The sequence below is a fragment of the Eubacterium sp. An11 genome (assembly GCF_002161065.1).
GTDB lineage: Bacteria > Bacillota > Clostridia > Lachnospirales > Lachnospiraceae > Anaerobutyricum > Anaerobutyricum faecale.
In genome coordinates, this window is record NZ_NFLV01000004.1 from 118,974 (window position 1) to 134,251 (window position 15,278).

Annotated in this window: 14 protein-coding genes; 4 read left to right on the top strand and 10 right to left on the bottom strand. The window is 49.0% G+C overall.

The features are described from left to right. Nucleotides 1–117: 117 nt before the first annotated feature. From B5E53_RS04995 to B5E53_RS05025, 7 genes are all read right to left on the bottom strand, one after another. Nucleotides 118–1,773, bottom strand: a complete 1,656-nt coding sequence (locus B5E53_RS04995; protein ID WP_087312945.1) for a galactoside ABC transporter permease — start codon at nt 1,771–1,773, stop codon at nt 118–120. Nucleotides 1,774–1,822: 49 nt separating this feature from the next. Next, on the bottom strand, nt 1,823–3,331 hold the full coding sequence (locus B5E53_RS05000; RefSeq protein ID WP_087312946.1) for a sugar ABC transporter ATP-binding protein: 1,509 nt from the start codon (nt 3,329–3,331) through the stop codon (nt 1,823–1,825). A 227-nt stretch (nt 3,332–3,558) separates the two neighbouring features. Beyond that, on the bottom strand, nt 3,559–4,854 hold the full coding sequence (locus tag B5E53_RS05005) for a substrate-binding domain-containing protein (protein WP_087312947.1): 1,296 nt from the start codon (nt 4,852–4,854) through the stop codon (nt 3,559–3,561). 265 nt (nt 4,855–5,119) lie between these two features. Next, entirely contained in the window at nt 5,120–5,296 is a 177-nt protein-coding gene (gene rpsU / locus B5E53_RS05010) for a 30S ribosomal protein S21 (protein WP_087283424.1), read from the bottom strand. A 182-nt stretch (nt 5,297–5,478) separates the two neighbouring features. Beyond that, nucleotides 5,479–6,102, bottom strand: a complete 624-nt coding sequence (locus tag B5E53_RS05015) for an NUDIX hydrolase (RefSeq protein ID WP_087312948.1) — start codon at nt 6,100–6,102, stop codon at nt 5,479–5,481. Between the two features lie 231 nt (nt 6,103–6,333). After that, nucleotides 6,334–7,350 carry a uroporphyrinogen decarboxylase family protein gene (locus B5E53_RS05020; RefSeq protein ID WP_162611792.1) on the bottom strand — a complete coding sequence of 339 codons (1,017 nt, stop codon included), beginning with the start codon at nt 7,348–7,350 and terminating at the stop codon, nt 6,334–6,336. Nucleotides 7,351–7,410: 60 nt separating this feature from the next. Beyond that, nucleotides 7,411–8,226, bottom strand: a complete 816-nt coding sequence (locus B5E53_RS05025; protein WP_087312950.1) for an ATP-binding protein — start codon at nt 8,224–8,226, stop codon at nt 7,411–7,413. Between B5E53_RS05025 and B5E53_RS05030 the strand changes: the two genes are divergently transcribed. After that, the gene (locus B5E53_RS05030) at nt 8,163–8,801 is read left to right on the top strand and encodes a helix-turn-helix transcriptional regulator (RefSeq protein ID WP_087313045.1); all 639 of its coding nucleotides are present in this window, start codon (nt 8,163–8,165) and stop codon (nt 8,799–8,801) included. The two genes, B5E53_RS05025 and B5E53_RS05030, sit on opposite strands and share 64 nt — an antisense overlap. Here the strand turns inward: B5E53_RS05030 and sdaAA are convergent. Continuing rightward, nucleotides 8,795–9,679, bottom strand: a complete 885-nt coding sequence (sdaAA, locus tag B5E53_RS05035) for an L-serine ammonia-lyase, iron-sulfur-dependent, subunit alpha (RefSeq protein WP_087312951.1) — start codon at nt 9,677–9,679, stop codon at nt 8,795–8,797. The two genes, B5E53_RS05030 and sdaAA, sit on opposite strands and share 7 nt — an antisense overlap. A gap of 1 nt (nt 9,680) precedes the next feature. Next, nucleotides 9,681–10,346, bottom strand: a complete 666-nt coding sequence (gene sdaAB / locus B5E53_RS05040; protein ID WP_087312952.1) for an L-serine ammonia-lyase, iron-sulfur-dependent subunit beta — start codon at nt 10,344–10,346, stop codon at nt 9,681–9,683. Between the two features lie 337 nt (nt 10,347–10,683). Between sdaAB and B5E53_RS05045 the strand changes: the two genes are divergently transcribed. Genes B5E53_RS05045 through B5E53_RS05055 form a run of 3 tightly spaced genes read left to right on the top strand, consistent with a single transcriptional unit; the run spans nt 10,684 to nt 12,379 of the window. Next, the gene (locus tag B5E53_RS05045) at nt 10,684–11,055 is read left to right on the top strand and encodes a GntR family transcriptional regulator (RefSeq protein ID WP_087312953.1); all 372 of its coding nucleotides are present in this window, start codon (nt 10,684–10,686) and stop codon (nt 11,053–11,055) included. After that, a complete protein-coding gene (locus B5E53_RS05050; RefSeq protein ID WP_087312954.1) occupies nt 11,052–11,750 on the top strand; it encodes an ABC transporter ATP-binding protein in 699 nt (232 codons plus the stop codon). The genes B5E53_RS05045 and B5E53_RS05050 overlap by 4 nt, the downstream gene beginning before the upstream one ends. After that, complete coding sequence (locus B5E53_RS05055; RefSeq protein WP_087312955.1) at nt 11,744–12,379, top strand: hypothetical protein; 636 nt, start codon at nt 11,744–11,746, stop codon at nt 12,377–12,379. Before B5E53_RS05050 ends, B5E53_RS05055 begins: the two co-directional genes overlap by 7 nt. 138 nt (nt 12,380–12,517) lie before the next feature. Here the strand turns inward: B5E53_RS05055 and alaS are convergent, their stop codons facing one another. Further along, nucleotides 12,518–15,157 carry an alanine--tRNA ligase gene (alaS, locus tag B5E53_RS05060; protein WP_087312956.1) on the bottom strand — a complete coding sequence of 880 codons (2,640 nt, stop codon included), beginning with the start codon at nt 15,155–15,157 and terminating at the stop codon, nt 12,518–12,520. Between the last annotated feature and the right edge of the window lie 121 nt (nt 15,158–15,278).

Consider the following 15,278-nt stretch of genomic DNA (forward strand, 5'->3'; position numbering starts at 1 on the left):
ATGTAAACATGAAGAAAATCTCTCATAGTCTTTGCAGCAGACACCTGCCGGCACCAAATCTTCCTACTCCAAAAAGGACCAGAATATCGTCTGGTCCTTTTGGCGAACACTTATCATTTATTTCTTCTGAACGTATTTCAGACAGTCCAGAGTAACTGCGATCAGAATGATGATACCGGAGAATACGAACTGCAGGTTCGTATCGATACCGAAGATTGTCAGAGAGTAAGTCAGAGCGGTAAAAATACACACACCGACAACCACGCCTGAAATCTTACCGATACCACCGGTAAAGGATACGCCGCCCACTACGCAGGCCGCGATGGCGTCCATCTCCCAGCCCTGTCCATAAGCGGCAGAACCGGAACCGACCATTCGGATACATTCAAGCCATGAACCAAAACCGTAAAGGATTCCCGCCATGACAAAGGCGCCTACGGTCACCGCAAACACAGAGATGCCGGATACCGCTGCCGCTTCCGGGTTACCTCCAACGGCGTAGAGATTCTTTCCGAAAGTAGTCTTATTCCAGATAAACCATACGATGGCAATGGCTGCCACGGCCCAGATGATGATGGTCGGAAAACCGTTGATCTTTGGAATGATCATATTCGGAATCGCCGGTTCGATGGCTCCAAAGGACACACCCTTTGTGGCGTATGTGACAAGACCGAAAATCACAAGCATGTTCGACATGGTCGAAATGAACGGATGCATTTTAAACTTCGCCGTAAAAAAGCCGGCAATGGTTGTAAAAAATGTACACAGAACCACACAGGTGATCAGCGCAAAAATCACACGCACGCCGAGGGGCAGTCCGGTAAAATCAAAAATATGTCCGAACACACCGCCGGTATTGATGCCCTGATGCATGATGATGGTGGCCGCCGTCATGCCCATACCAACCATACGTCCGATGGAAAGGTCTGTACCTGCCAGCAGGATCAACGCCGCAACTCCCAGCGCCAGGAACATTCTAGGCGATGCCTGCTGCAAGATATTGAGCACGTTGTTATAGGTTAACAGCGGCGATCCTTTAATGATCGGCGTGATGATACAAAGTGCTATAAATATAAGGATGATGGCTATGTAAAGACCATTCTGCAGCAGGAACGATCTTTTATTAAAGGTATATTTATAATTTTCCCATTTCTGCGCTCTGGTCTCCCCAAAGGTAAATTTGGACATACGCAGCAGATCGATGAGATGATATTCATGGGAAAACGCTTCATGTCTTCTGTCCTTGATGGACTGCAGGTCGTTCTGCAGCTGCAGTTTCGCGTCAAACAGACGGTTCTTGTAGACATAATTCTCGTCTTTGATTTCCTGGCTGTCCGACAGTCCTTTCAGATTCTCTTCATGCTCCTGTTTTAACTCTGCCAGTTTCTGGTTATATCTCTCTTTGGCTGCCACTTTTTCCTGGGCGCAGCTTTCTTTGACCGGATTATAATAATCCTTTTCAAAATGTGCCTTCAGATAACTTTCCGCATCGGCGATCAGCCCGGAGATTTCTTCTTTATTCTTTGCCTCCACGCCTTTTGCCATCTCGATCTCTGTGCGGAGGGTGGCGATCCGGTTCTCTTTTTCTCCCTGGGTCAACGAGCGGTCCCGTTTTACCCCGTCCAATGTATTTTGAAGAGAGATCACTTTGTCAATGCCGTCCGCCCGCAGCGCGTCGATTTTTTTCTGGATATTTCCTACGTATTCGTCGATGGGCTGACGCAGCTTCTTTTCTTCTTCAACCGTAAGAATAGTTGTATTTCCTTTCTCCATATCTTCTTCTCCCTTATTATAGGTATCATTTACAGGTTACTGGTCCTCATTACAGGTATTTTGCACTGAGCCGCAGCAGTTCCTCCTGATTGGTTTCCCTGGTGTTGACGATTCCGGAAAGATGTCCGTTGGACATAACACCGATACGATTCGTGATACCGAGGATCTCCGGCATCTCCGAGGATACCACGATGATCGTCTTTCCTTCTTTCGCCATCTTGATGATCAGCTCGTAGATCTCGTATTTGGCGCCCACATCGATTCCTCTGGTCGGTTCATCCATCATAAAGACCTTCGGATTCCTCTCCAGCCATTTTCCAAAAATAACCTTTTGCTGATTGCCGCCGGAAAGACTGGCGATCATATCGTCCGGCCCCATACATTTGGTATTCATGATCTTGATCTCATCCGCCGTCGCCTTCACCATCTTGGGATCCGACAACGCCACACCGGATTTATAATGATTCAAATTGGCAATAGTCGTGTTAAAGGTCAGATCGGTCTTTAAAAACAGTCCGTTGGCCTTCCGTTCCTCAGTGATCATGGCAAATCCGTGATCCATGGCCTCTTTGGCACTGTTAAAGTTCATCAGTTTGCCGTTGTAATACATCCGCCCGGCCGCTCTGGTCCGAACGCCGAAAAGAGTCTCCAAAAGCTCTGTCCGCCCGGCTCCCACCAGTCCGTAGAGTCCGAAAATCTCGCCTTCCCGCACATCGAAACTGATGTCTTTTAAATGCGGTTCGAACTTCGTGGATAAATGCTGTACGGACAAGATCACATCCTTCGGCGTGTTATCCACCGGCGGGAATCGGTTCTCCAGGGAACGGCCGACCATGGCCGCGATAAGCTCATTCATATTGGTGTCTTCGGAACGTTTTGTCATAACGAGGTTACCATCCCGCAGCACGGATACTTCATCACAGATGGTAAAGATCTCGTCCATTTTATGGGAAATGTAAATCAGAGAGATTCCCTGATCTCTGAGCATGCGCATCATCTCAAACAGCTTGTCAACCTCCTGCACGGTCAGAGAGGAGGTCGGCTCATCGAGAACGATCACCTTGGCATTGTAGGAAATGGCCTTGGCAATCTCGCACATCTGCCTCTGGGATACGGACATATTCCGCATCGGCTGTGTCAGGTTCACTGTCATTCCCAGCTTTCTGAACAGTTCAGAAGCCTCTTTTTTCATTCTTCCTTCATCCACAATACCCATGGAATTGACCGGATACCGTCCCAGAAACAGATTATCCACCACATTTCTTTCCAGACACTGATTCAGCTCCTGGTGAACCATGGCAATTCCATTTTCCAGCGCATCTTTCGGACCGGAAAAACTGACTTCATTTCCGTCCAGGAAAATACTTCCCTCATCTTTCTGGTATGTACCAAAGAGACATTTCATCATGGTGGACTTGCCGGCACCATTCTCGCCCATCAGTCCCATGACCGTTCCCCTCCTCAGGTCCAGATTAATGTGATCAAGCACCCGGTTCCGTCCAAAAGATTTGCTCATATTGCGTATGGATAAGATAATATCGTCTTTCTTATCTGCCATATCTTTTACTCCTGTATCTATTCCTGGATACTTTACACAAGTTCCGATTCCTTCTCTTCCCATTTCTGTAAAATATCCAGGTTGCAATGGAGGATTGGAAAAAGCCTCCCCAATCCTCTTTTTTTCCCGCGGCGGCGCGGATACACCGCCACCGCCGCTTTAACTATAAAAATGAAACAAATGAAATTAAAAAACAAGATGAGAATTATTCCGCAGATCCCTGCCGCCTACTGAAGGAGAGTAGTGTAGGAAGCCGCGTTGTCTGTTTTCACCATATTGATGGCGAATGCATCGTAAGCTCCCGGATTTCCAAGACGATTTGTGATATTGGACTCTGTCTGTCCGTCACCGCCGATATACTCGACATTGAGGTTCAGCAGGTCGTCGTACTGTTCCAGAAGAGGCTGATAGGTAGAGCTTAAGAAGTTATCTGCCGCATTGTAGATGTTCAGCCATACGTTCTTTGTGGCATGAGAGCCTTCATCAAGCTGTGCGGACACCGGTTCATAGATCTTGGTAGAGTCTGTGAAATCCTGATAATTTTCAGCAGTTACCGCCAGGTTCAATGCGTAATAGGAACGCTCGTCTGCGTTATATACGTAATCCACGCCTTCCTGCAGTGCATTTCCCGCCTCATCCGCAGTACCGATACCGGTATCGATATCCACGCCGTCAAGGGCGTTACGAAGAACACGAAGCGTTAAATAAGCCTGTACATCAGCATGCTGGCTGATCGTTCCGCCGTATCCTTCCGCAATGGCTGCCACCGCGTCGCTGTTAGCATCATAACCGAAGGTAGGAACCTTGTTATCTTTGGACCATGCGTTGAACATGGACATTCCCATACCGTCGTTGTTGGAAGCAACGACATCGATCTGGTCTCCGAAGGAAGAAGCCCAGGTTCCGATGGCGTTACCTGCTGTAGCCGCATCCCATGTGGCACCGGCAGAGTTCTTCATTTCCTGAGAAGCCAGCTCCCGAACCACGTAAGTCTTTCCGTTCACTTCGATCTCGCCGTCTTTTACCGCTGTGGCGGAACCGTCTGTGTTGGTTCCCACCGGATTACTGTTTACAGCGCCGTCAGTTTCCACTGCGGTACCGAGGGCGTTGCGGACGCCTCTGGTACGGGCGATGGAATCGTTATGTCCGATATCGCCGATGGCCAGAACATATCCGATGACACCGTCGCCGTTACGGTCGATGGTATCGATATTCTTTTCGATGTACTCTTTGATCATTGTTCCCTGAAGTTCCGCACCCTGATTTGCGTCAAAACCTACATAATAGGTATTATCGTTGAAATTAAGGGCTGCCATATCCAGCTCTCCTGTGGAACTGTTGGAAGGCTGACGGTTAAACCAAACCAGCGGTTTGTCCTTATTTGCCACAGAACTTCCTGACGCTGCCTGCTGTGCTGCTCCGGTGTTTCCCTCGCTGCCTGCATCGCCGCCGCTTGAACCACACGCACACATGGACACTGCCAGCGCTGCTGCCATCACAGTCATAAACAATTTTTTCCTCATTACATTTTTCTCCTTTCTCCAAACGTTTGACTCACGTTTTTGTTGACAATGACAGTTTAGCGCACATTTCTTCCGGTTTATATAGAATATTTTACTATTCATCTTGAAATTCTTTCGATGGTTCTGCAAAAATCTAAAGAAATTTAAGCAAAAAAAATGGCTGACGCCATCTCTCATTATCATAAACCACAAAGATCCCTCTCTGTTCACACTTTTTGTAACGACAAAAAGGAGCATCCTTACGGATACTCCTTTTACAGCACAATTATTTATATTTTCTTTTTCTTGCAGCTTCGGATTTCTTTTTACGTCTAACACTTGGTTTTTCGTAATGCTCTCTCTTGCGAATCTCCTGCTGAATTCCTGCTTTAGCACAGCTCCTCTTAAATCTGCGAAGAGCGCTGTCTAAAGATTCGTTCTCTTTAACGATTATATTTGACATTGTCTCACCTAACCTCCCTCCAGTTGCGTATTGTGCCTAATACAACTGTTTGGGTATTTTCGCACTGCTTTATATTATACCATAACATCCGTTTTCGTCAATAACTTTTTGAAGAAAAACTAAATAAATCTCTGTCAGCCGCGGATAATCCCACTTTTTCGACATGGCCGGCATCCCCTCTGTCATTCCAGGATCGTCTTCCAGGTGTCCGCGTGGTGATAAGCGTCAAAACACAGAGCGATCTGCTCCGCGTTGTTCTTCTCCTCCGCCAGAGGCGGCAGCTCATCCAGGCGAAAATATCCGCTGTCAATGGTCTCACTGTTGGCCTCAAACTGTCCTCCGGTCACTGAACACAGCACAAACACTTTGCAGATCTTGTGCACATAGACCGGCAGATTATGCTTATCTCTGTCCTGAATGGCGATGACCAGATCTGCGGTGACATCCAGCCCCGCTTCCTCCCTGGCCTCCTTGACCGTGTTCTCTCCGATGGACAGATCCACATCCACCCAGCCGCCCGGCAGAGACCAGGTGCCGTTCTTCTCCTGTACTAAAAGTATCTTATCCTCTTTAAATATCGCTGCCCGGGTATCAAGCTTCGGCGTCTGGTAACCGCTCTCATCACAGAACAGATCCTTTACCTTGTCCACGGGAATCTCCGTCTTATAGGAAATCATCTCCGCTGCGATCTCCCGGATCCTCGCATAGCGTTCCCTGTCAAAAACGCCTTCCCCGTACCACAATCCGGTCTGCGCGATACTCTGTAATTCCACTGCCCACTGCAGCCATTTTTCATTTTTATCCATGGTGTACCTTTCTTGTTCTTTGCCGGCAAAGTTCTGCCGTCTGCCCTTTGAAGTTCTACTGTCTGCCCTTTATTGTAGAGAAAATTTACAGCCCTGTCAACATTCCATCTGACGGTTTCAGCAAATGTACACACGTTCACGAAAAAACCCGCCGCTCTCCATCAAAGCAGCGGCGGGTTTTTATACAACTCATTTCACACTATTTTATTTTTTAAGGAGAAGGAAGAACGCCTATCCGCGGTTTTTATTGAAATCCCGGCAGGCCTCAAAATACGCGTCAATGTTCTCTTTTGGAACCACCGGCGCCAGATCACATCCGGATGACAGCACAAAATGCGGATATGGTTTCATATCTTCCAGCAGTTTCAGGGTCTGTTCCCGGATGGATTCCGGCGTGCCCATGAAAAACGCTGTGGACGGGTCGATATTTCCAAATACCAGAATGTCCGGCGGAATCTGCGGAAGGATATCTCTCATATCCACAGAGTTTCCATAATGATGACCCTTACATCCGGTGCTGTACATGGATTTCACAGAATCTTTTACCTGTCCGCAGTCATGCAAGATCAGGAAAAAGTAATCATCCTGGACTGCTTCCACCAGTTTTTTTACATATGTGGAGGAAAACTCATCCAGCTGGTCCGGAGACAGCAGTCCCGCTGTCGGTTCCGCCATAAATATTCCGTTGGCTCCTGCGGCCTTGTATTCTTTCGCCCGCGCGATCAGGAATTCCGTCGCTTTGTCCAGAAGAATCTTCATCGAATCCGGGTCCGTCATGGTCAGCATCAGCGCGTTGGATACCTCCATCAAATTGGCCGCCAGAGAGAACGGTCCCAGCATTCCTCCAAAAATCGGCCGGTCGGTGATCAGTTTCTGCGCTTCTTTCACCGCATCTGTAAAAACATCCACCCGGCCGCTGTGTACGTCAGGAACCTTCAGATTGCGGATATCTTCCGCCGTCTTTACCACATGTTTTACGATGGACGGCACCTGCTTGTCACTGAATTTTACTTTTCCACCAAAGGCTTCCGTATCCACCGTCAGATCCATTCCCGTGACCGCGGCGATGATGTCCGGATATTCTTCTGTCACCTTTTTCATGGTCTTCGCGATATTTTCCGGTGAGCTCACTGATTCCGTTACCGTAAAGCCCAGCTCCTGTACGCATGGGAAATATAATACCGGAAGATTTTTCACATCTTTTGACTCAATAATTTCTCTCGACCATTTATCCATATTGATTCTCATTGTCATTTCCTCCTGTTTTCTGTTTTATTTATACCAATGTTCACAAATTCATTGCAATGCTCAGAAATTCATTGCGAGCATATACTCTTCCTGAAAATCCATATTCACGGACAATTCCACGTGCTCCACCTGTTTTACCCAGACTTCCGCATTCCGGCGGCAGTCCCTGTTCAGGAGAGCCATGCATGCGCCGGTTCCCGCGGAATTTCCGATGGAGATGATCTTCTCCGGAGCCACAGACGGAAGCATCCTGATTTCCAGAGCACTGTTTTTATCAATGTAATTGCCGAAGGCTCCGGCGATGAGCAGGCCATCCAGGGACGCCTCATCGATACCGGCGATTTTCATCAGCGTTTTCATCCCCGCCAGCATGGCTCCCTTGGTCAGCTGAATTTCCCGGACATCATTCTGGGTAAGGATGATTTCTTCATCCTCTTCTTTCCACACGGTAAATTCCATCCCTGTGTCAGTTTTTCTCAGACCGTCCGCCAGGGATTCCGGTATGCCAAGGGCCAGCGCCTCCTCCCGCTCAAGCATCCGTCCTTTATCATTGATCAGACCCGCCCGGCGCAGGGCCGCGATCAGATCTATGACGCCGGAACCGCAGATGCCCAGTGGTTTTTCCTGGTCGATCACCGAAATCTTCAGGTGCCCTTCCTCTATCCACACTTTCTCAATGGCGCCGGGTGCAGCGCGCATTCCGCAGCGTATGCCGGCCCCCTCAAAAGCAGGTCCCGCAGCCGTGGAACACGCCAGCAGTTTTCCATCCCGGGCACAGACAACCTCCCCGTTGGTCCCGGTATCAATTTTCCATCGGCGAACTGGCTGACCTGGTTCACAAGAGCAAGTCCACCCTTTCCAAATATGAGAACGGATTGATCACGATCGATATCCAGACCCTGGAAGATATCTGCTGCGCTCTCCATGTGGATATCCGGGAAATGTTTACCTACAAAAAACCGGAAGAACAATCCGCACTCTTCGCGCACAACCGGATTTTTTCCAGAAATAAATTATATATCTATTATTATGACGGGAGAAAAAAGAGTATTGTCAAATCTTATATGACCATTCAGAATAATAATTCACAAAATGTGGTGAGCTGCACTTTCTACATGGATATTCCCTCTTTTGAAGAATACGATCAGTGTGCGTTTTACTATATCGGAAAGATGGATCCCTTTGATCTGGTCACCTACTGCACTTTGATCAATCAGGTCAATCCCATGGAACGACTTGGTATGTGTTTTTTGAATCCTTTTCATCACAATGTAAAAACCTGGGGAATCATGTTCGGCATCAGCTACCGGCCCATCGCCCCTTTTGCCTTAAAATTCCTCCTGTCCACCGCTCCGCTGAACGAAAATGAACTTCTGGAAGAAAATCTCATGATCACCCAGGATGAAATCAAAATTATGAAACAGATGAATATGATGCTGTTAAATCAATAACCGTCCGGAGAACCTTCCTCCAGCATCTCCCTGATATTTTTTCCTGTGGGCGTAACAGCCAGACCTCCTCTGGCCGTCTCCCTCAACTCTTCCGGAAGGGCTCTCCCCACCTGGCGCATGGCGTCAAAAACCTCATCTGCCGGAATCCGGCTTCTGATACCGGCAAGAACCATATCTGCCGATGTGAGGGCATTCACCGCTCCGATGACATTCCTCTTGATGCAGGGCACTTCCACCAGACCTGCCACCGGATCGCACACAAGCCCCAATAGTCCTTTCATAGCCAAAGCCGCTCCATGGGAAATCGCTTCTCCGTTTCCTCCCATCAGATAAACGGCGGCTCCGGCCGCCATGGAAGAAGCTGCGCCAATCTCCGCCTGACACCCGCCGGCAGCTCCGGCCAGCGTCGCCTTCCTGGCGATCACCCCACCGATCCCTGCCGCCACAAACAGCGCCTCTACCATTTTTTCTTCCGGTATCTTTTTCTGTTCTTCCATGGTCAGAAGAACAGCGGAGAGGACTCCGCAGGAACCTGCCGTGGGAGCCGCCACGATTTTTCTCATGCAGGCGTTGGACTCGCCCATCTTCAGGGCCTTTTCCATGACACGGTTGATAAAATCTCCGCAGAGCAGTTCCCGGTTTTGCCGGGCCGCCGCCATTTTCTGTCCGTCTGCGCCGGCAAGACCGCTGTGGGAACGGAGAGAAGGATCATAGTCCGCATCGGCCTGCTTCATTTCCCGGTACATATTTCTCATCTGCTCAAACAACTTTTCCGGGGATATTTTCGTCTCCTCGCACTCCTCCCTGCGGATCAGTTCCCAGAAAGGAATCCCGGTTTCCTGTTCCAAATCTATAATCTCCTGTAATGACAGATACATTTTATACCTCCCTTTCCAAACTAAGATATGTCACCTTCAGCACACCTTCCAGATGAGCCAGCCAGCGGATGGATTCCTCCGGAATCTCCTGATCACATTCCAGGATCATCACCGCATTTCCTCCCCGGTGCGCCCGGTAGAGCTGCATTGTGGCAATATTGACAGACTTATGTGCCAGCATGGACGCCACCTCCGCCACATGTCCCGGCTGATCCAGATTGTGGACCACCAGGGTAGGATACTCCCCGGAAAAATCTGCCGGCAGTCCGTCGATCTCCGTAATCCGGATGGAACCGCCGCCCACGGACGCCGCCATCACCTCCAGCTCTCTGCCTCCGCCGTACAGCAGCATTTTCACTGTGTTCGGATGCACCTCTCCCAGATCTGCCGCCTGTATGGAAAAATCCAGTCCCGCCTCCCCGGCGTAACGAAAACTATCCGGGATCCGGATGTCATCCACGGGAAATCCCAGAAGCCCCGCCACCAGCGCTTTATCGGTGCCATGTCCTCTGCCGGTCGCATAGAAGGAGCCGTGGCAGTATATTTCCGCCCTCTCCAGAGGCGCCCCAAACAGTTTTCGTATGACATTTCCTATTTTTACCGCTCCCGCCGTGTGGGAGCTGGACGGCCCGACCATCACCGGACCGATTATATCTGACAAATTCACAGTAAACCGCCTCCTTAAAACAAAAAAAGGCAATACAAAATACTTCTTTGTACTGCCTTGTAATACGGTGTCATCATAGCAGACGAAATTTTGTTTGTCAAATAACAGTGTTCCCCTTTTCTTTCCGGATTTTCCTGTCAGGAAACTTTTTCTCTAAAATGCAGTCTGCCGCAGCCTTTCCAGTTAAAAATCATCTGAATGTTTCCTGAAAATATTTTTGATAAAAACACCAGAAAAAATTTTGATAAAAAGTTCTTGACATCTCCACTGTATGAATGTATTATTGTACTAAGTTATTAATACAATAACGCACTCAATATTTTAAGGAGGTGAGCACATGCCTTGGAACCTTGATTCCAGCCGTCCGATCTACACACAGCTGGTGGAACGGATTCAGCTTGACATCCTGGCCGGACAGTATCAGCCCGGCGCCAGACTTCCGTCCGTGCGGGACCTGGCCTCAGAGGCTGGCGTGAATCCCAACACCATGCAGAAGGCGCTGGCAGAACTTGAACGAGAGAACCTTGTACACTCCGCCCGAACGAGCGGCAGATTTATCACAGAGGACACAGCTATGATCGAAAAGATGAGGGAAGAGCTGGCAACAGCTCAGATAAGAGAATTTTTTGAAAAGATGCAGCAGATGGGATTTGACAGCCAAAAGACCATTCAACTCATTGAGAAAATGATGAAAGAGGGGAAATCATGAAAACGATTCTGGAATGTAAGAATTTAACCAAACGTTACGGCCGCACCCAGGCTCTTTCCGGCATCAATCTGTCGTTGAAAGCCGGACGGATCATCGGTCTGCTGGGGCCAAACGGCAGCGGCAAAACCACCATGATCAAACTGATCAACGGTCTTCTCACACCTACCGGGGGAGAAATCCTCATCGACGGCATGGCGCCGGGCGTGAAGACCAAGTCCATCGTCTCCTATCTTCCGGAGCGGACCTACCTGGATGAATCCATGCGGATCACCGAGGCCATTGACTATTTTGAAGACTTTTATAAGGATTTTGACCGAAAGAAGGCCATGAAAATGCTGGAAAAAGTAAATCTGAATCCGGCCCTCCGCATCAAAACCTTATCCAAGGGCAACAAAGAAAAAGTACAGCTCATCCTGGTCATGAGCCGCCGGGCAAAGCTCTACTGTCTCGACGAGCCCATCGCCGGCGTGGACCCGGCTGCCAGAGATTACATTTTAAGTACTATTATCAATAATTACGAACCGGATGCCACCATCCTGATATCCACTCATCTCATCAGCGATGTGGAAAACATTCTTGACGAAGTGGTCTTCATCCAGAACGGCCATATCCGGATGCAGGAGGAAGTGGAAACCATCCGCGACAAAGAAGGAAAATCCGTCGACGACTTATTCCGGGAGGTGTTCAAATGTTAGGAAAATTATTCAAACACGAATGGATCGCCATATCAAAACTGCTGGTAGTCATCCACGGCTTCATCCTCATATTTGCCATCCTGTCCCGCCTCTTCTTTGAAGTCAGCGGCGGCATTGAGGTGGTAATGGCAGCAGGATCCAATAATATCACGGGAATCATTGCAGCCATGATCATCTTTGTCCTGGTACTATTTATTTTCTGTGCCGCGATGTTTACCTCGGTATACATTGCCTACCGGTTCTACAAAAATGTATTCACTGATCAGGGATATCTCACCAACACCCTGCCGGTGACACCGGCACAGATCATCATCTCAAAAGGACTGACCGCCCTTTTGTGGACCATCATTGACCTGGTAGTTCTTGGCGCTTCCCTGCTGATCCTGTTTGCCAACGGAGAATTTATGTCCGTACTGCTGCCGGCATTGGGACAGCTGTTCACATACCTTAACACGCTGCCGGCATTCTGCTGGATCTTGCTGATCATGATCCTGCTGTCTCCGTTTTTGATGATCATCCACATGTACTTCTGTGTGGCCGTGGGCAGCCTTGTCCCGAATCACAAGATTCTCGGAGCCATCGGCGTCTACATTATAAAAAATAACATTTTTTACCGATCAACAATATAAAAATCCCCGCAGAGTTTATAAGCATTGAAGCTTCTGCGGGGATTTTTTCTTATATTCCTTATTTACATTTATATTGACCTGTTGGCACCATCTGTTCCGGCCATCGTACTTATGCCGACTGTCCTTTAACGATGATTTTTACGCCAGCTGTCCTTTCGCCAGTTCCACGGCTTTTGCCAGGGCATCTTGAATGCCTGCCGGGTTCTTTCCGCCGGCCTGGGCCATGTTCGGGCGTCCGCCGCCGCCACCGCCAACGAGGGCTGCGGCCTCTTTGATGATCTTGCCGGCATGAGCGCCTGCTTTTACCGCATCATCGGTGGCTGTGACAATAAGGTTCACTTTGCCGCCCATGTCGGAGGCAAGAACCACAACTCCGCTGCCGATTTTTTCTTTCAGGTCGTCGCCCAGAGTACGGAGGGCGTTCATGTCCACATCTTTTACGGATACCGGAAGAACCTTGAATGCGCCGGCCTCTTCCACCTGGTTCATGACATCTGCCACTTCACTCTTGGCAATCTGATCTTTTAATTTCTCATTTTCAGAGGAGAGAGCCTTTACTTCGTCAAGAAGGGCGTGAATCCGCTCTGTAAGTTTATGCGGGTCTGCCTTGGCAGCTTTTGCAGCCTCCAGAAGCATCTGCTCCTCATTCTGATAATATTTCAGTACGTTATTGCCGGTGATGGCTTCGATACGACGCACGCCGGCTGCCACACCAGTCTCGGAAATGATCTTAAAGGTCTTGATATCGCCGGTATTTGATACGTGAGTACCTGCACAGAACTCCTTGGAGAAGTCACCCATGCTGACCACACGAACCTTCTCACTGTATTTTTCACCGAAAAGCGCCATAGCTCCGGTCTTCTTTGCCTCATCCACCGTCATGATCTGTGTCTCAACCGGAAGCTGTGCGGCAATTTCTTTATTGACGATTTCTTCCACCTGAGCAATCTCTTCCGGTGTCATAGCCTGGAAGTGAGAGAAGTCAAAACGCAGACGGTCTTTGTCGTTGTAGGAACCGGCCTGTTCCACATGGCTTCCCAGAACCATACGAAGGGCTTTCTGTAACAGATGCGTAGCGCTGTGGTTCTTTCTGGTATCATTTCTCTGTTCCGTGTTGATGGACAGAGTCACGGTATCGCCGGTCTTGAACATACCCTTGGTCACACGGCCGATATGTCCAACTTTATCACCAAGCATCTTCACGGTATCTTCCACCACAAACTCTCCGTCCTTGCAGCGGATCACGCCGGTATCGGCATGCTGTCCGCCGCCGGTAGCATAAAATGGTGTCTCTTCCACGAAGATAGTTCCCACCTGTCCGTCGGTGAGGGCCTCGGTAATCTCTGTGTCGGTCGTCATGACTGTGATTTTGGAATCATACTCGTCATGGTCATATCCCACAAAGGCAGTAGTGATGGATGGGTCGATGGACTCGTAAACAGTCACGTCAGCACCCATGTAGTTGGTAGTCTTTCTGGCCTTTCTCGCCTTCACTCTCTGCTCTTCCATGCAGGCTTTAAAGCCTTCCTCGTCGATGGTGTATCCTTTCTCGCCGAGAATCTCTTTGGTCAGATCCAAAGGGAATCCGTAGGTATCATATAATTTAAACGCTTCCTCGCCGGAAAGCTCTGTCTTTCCACTCTCTTTTAATTCATTTTCCAGTTCATTTAAGATATTCAGTCCCTGATCGATGGTCTTGCTGAACTTGCTCTCTTCCTGAGTCAGCACGTTGAAGATGAACTCTTTCTTCTCTTCCAGTTCCGGATAACCGTCCTTGGAACCTTCGATCACTGTCTTACTGAGTTCTGCCAGGAACTGTCCGTCGATGCCGAGAATCTTTCCGTGGCGGGCTGCCCGGCGGATGATTCTTCGGAGCACATAACCGCGTCCTTCGTTGCTCGGCATGATTCCGTCGGAAATCATGAAAGTGGCAGAACGGATGTGGTCAGTGATCAGACGGATAGATATATCGTCCTCTTCGTTCTCCTGGTAAGTCTTTCCTGCCATCTCGCAGACCTTGTCCCGCAGAGAGCGGATCGTGTCCACGTCAAAGATGGAATCCACATCCTGCACAACCACTGCCAGACGCTCAAGGCCCATACCGGTATCAATATTCTTCTGCTCCAGCTGTGTATAGTTATTATGTCCGTCATTTTCAAACTGGGTAAATACGTTGTTCCACACTTCCATGTAACGGTCGCAGTCGCAGCCTACTGTACAGGTCTCTTTACCGCATCCGTATTTCTCGCCGCGGTCATAGTAAATCTCGGAACATGGACCACATGGACCTGCGCCGTGCTCCCAGAAGTTATCTTCTTTTCCAAACTTGTAAATGCGCTCCGGCGCGATGCCGATCTCATCTCTCCAGATGGCAAACGCCTCGTCATCTTCCAGATATACAGACGGATACAGTCGATCCGGATCCAGTCCCACTACCTCAGTGAGGAACTCCCAGGACCAGTGAATGGCCTCTCTCTTAAAGTAATCTCCGAAGGAGAAGTTACCGAGCATCTCAAAAAAGGTACCGTGGCGGGCTGTTTTACCTACGTTCTCAATATCACCGGTACGGATACATTTCTGGCAGGTGGCCACCCGTCTTCTCGGCGGGATCTCCTGTCCGGTAAAGTATGGCTTAAGCGGCGCCATACCTGCGTTGATCAACAGCAGACTGTTATCGTTATGCGGAACCAGTGAGAAACTCTTCATCACCAGATGTCCCTTGCTCTCAAAATAGTCAAGAAACATTTTCCGCAGTTCATTTACTCCATACTTCTTCAATGTCTTATCCTCCTACTATTACGCTATATCCCTGCACGCAGGGTAAAGGGTGCTGAATGAAACAATACCTTCTTTGTTTCCTCCAGCACCCGGAAATATCTTTTGGGACTGCCAGCCAGTT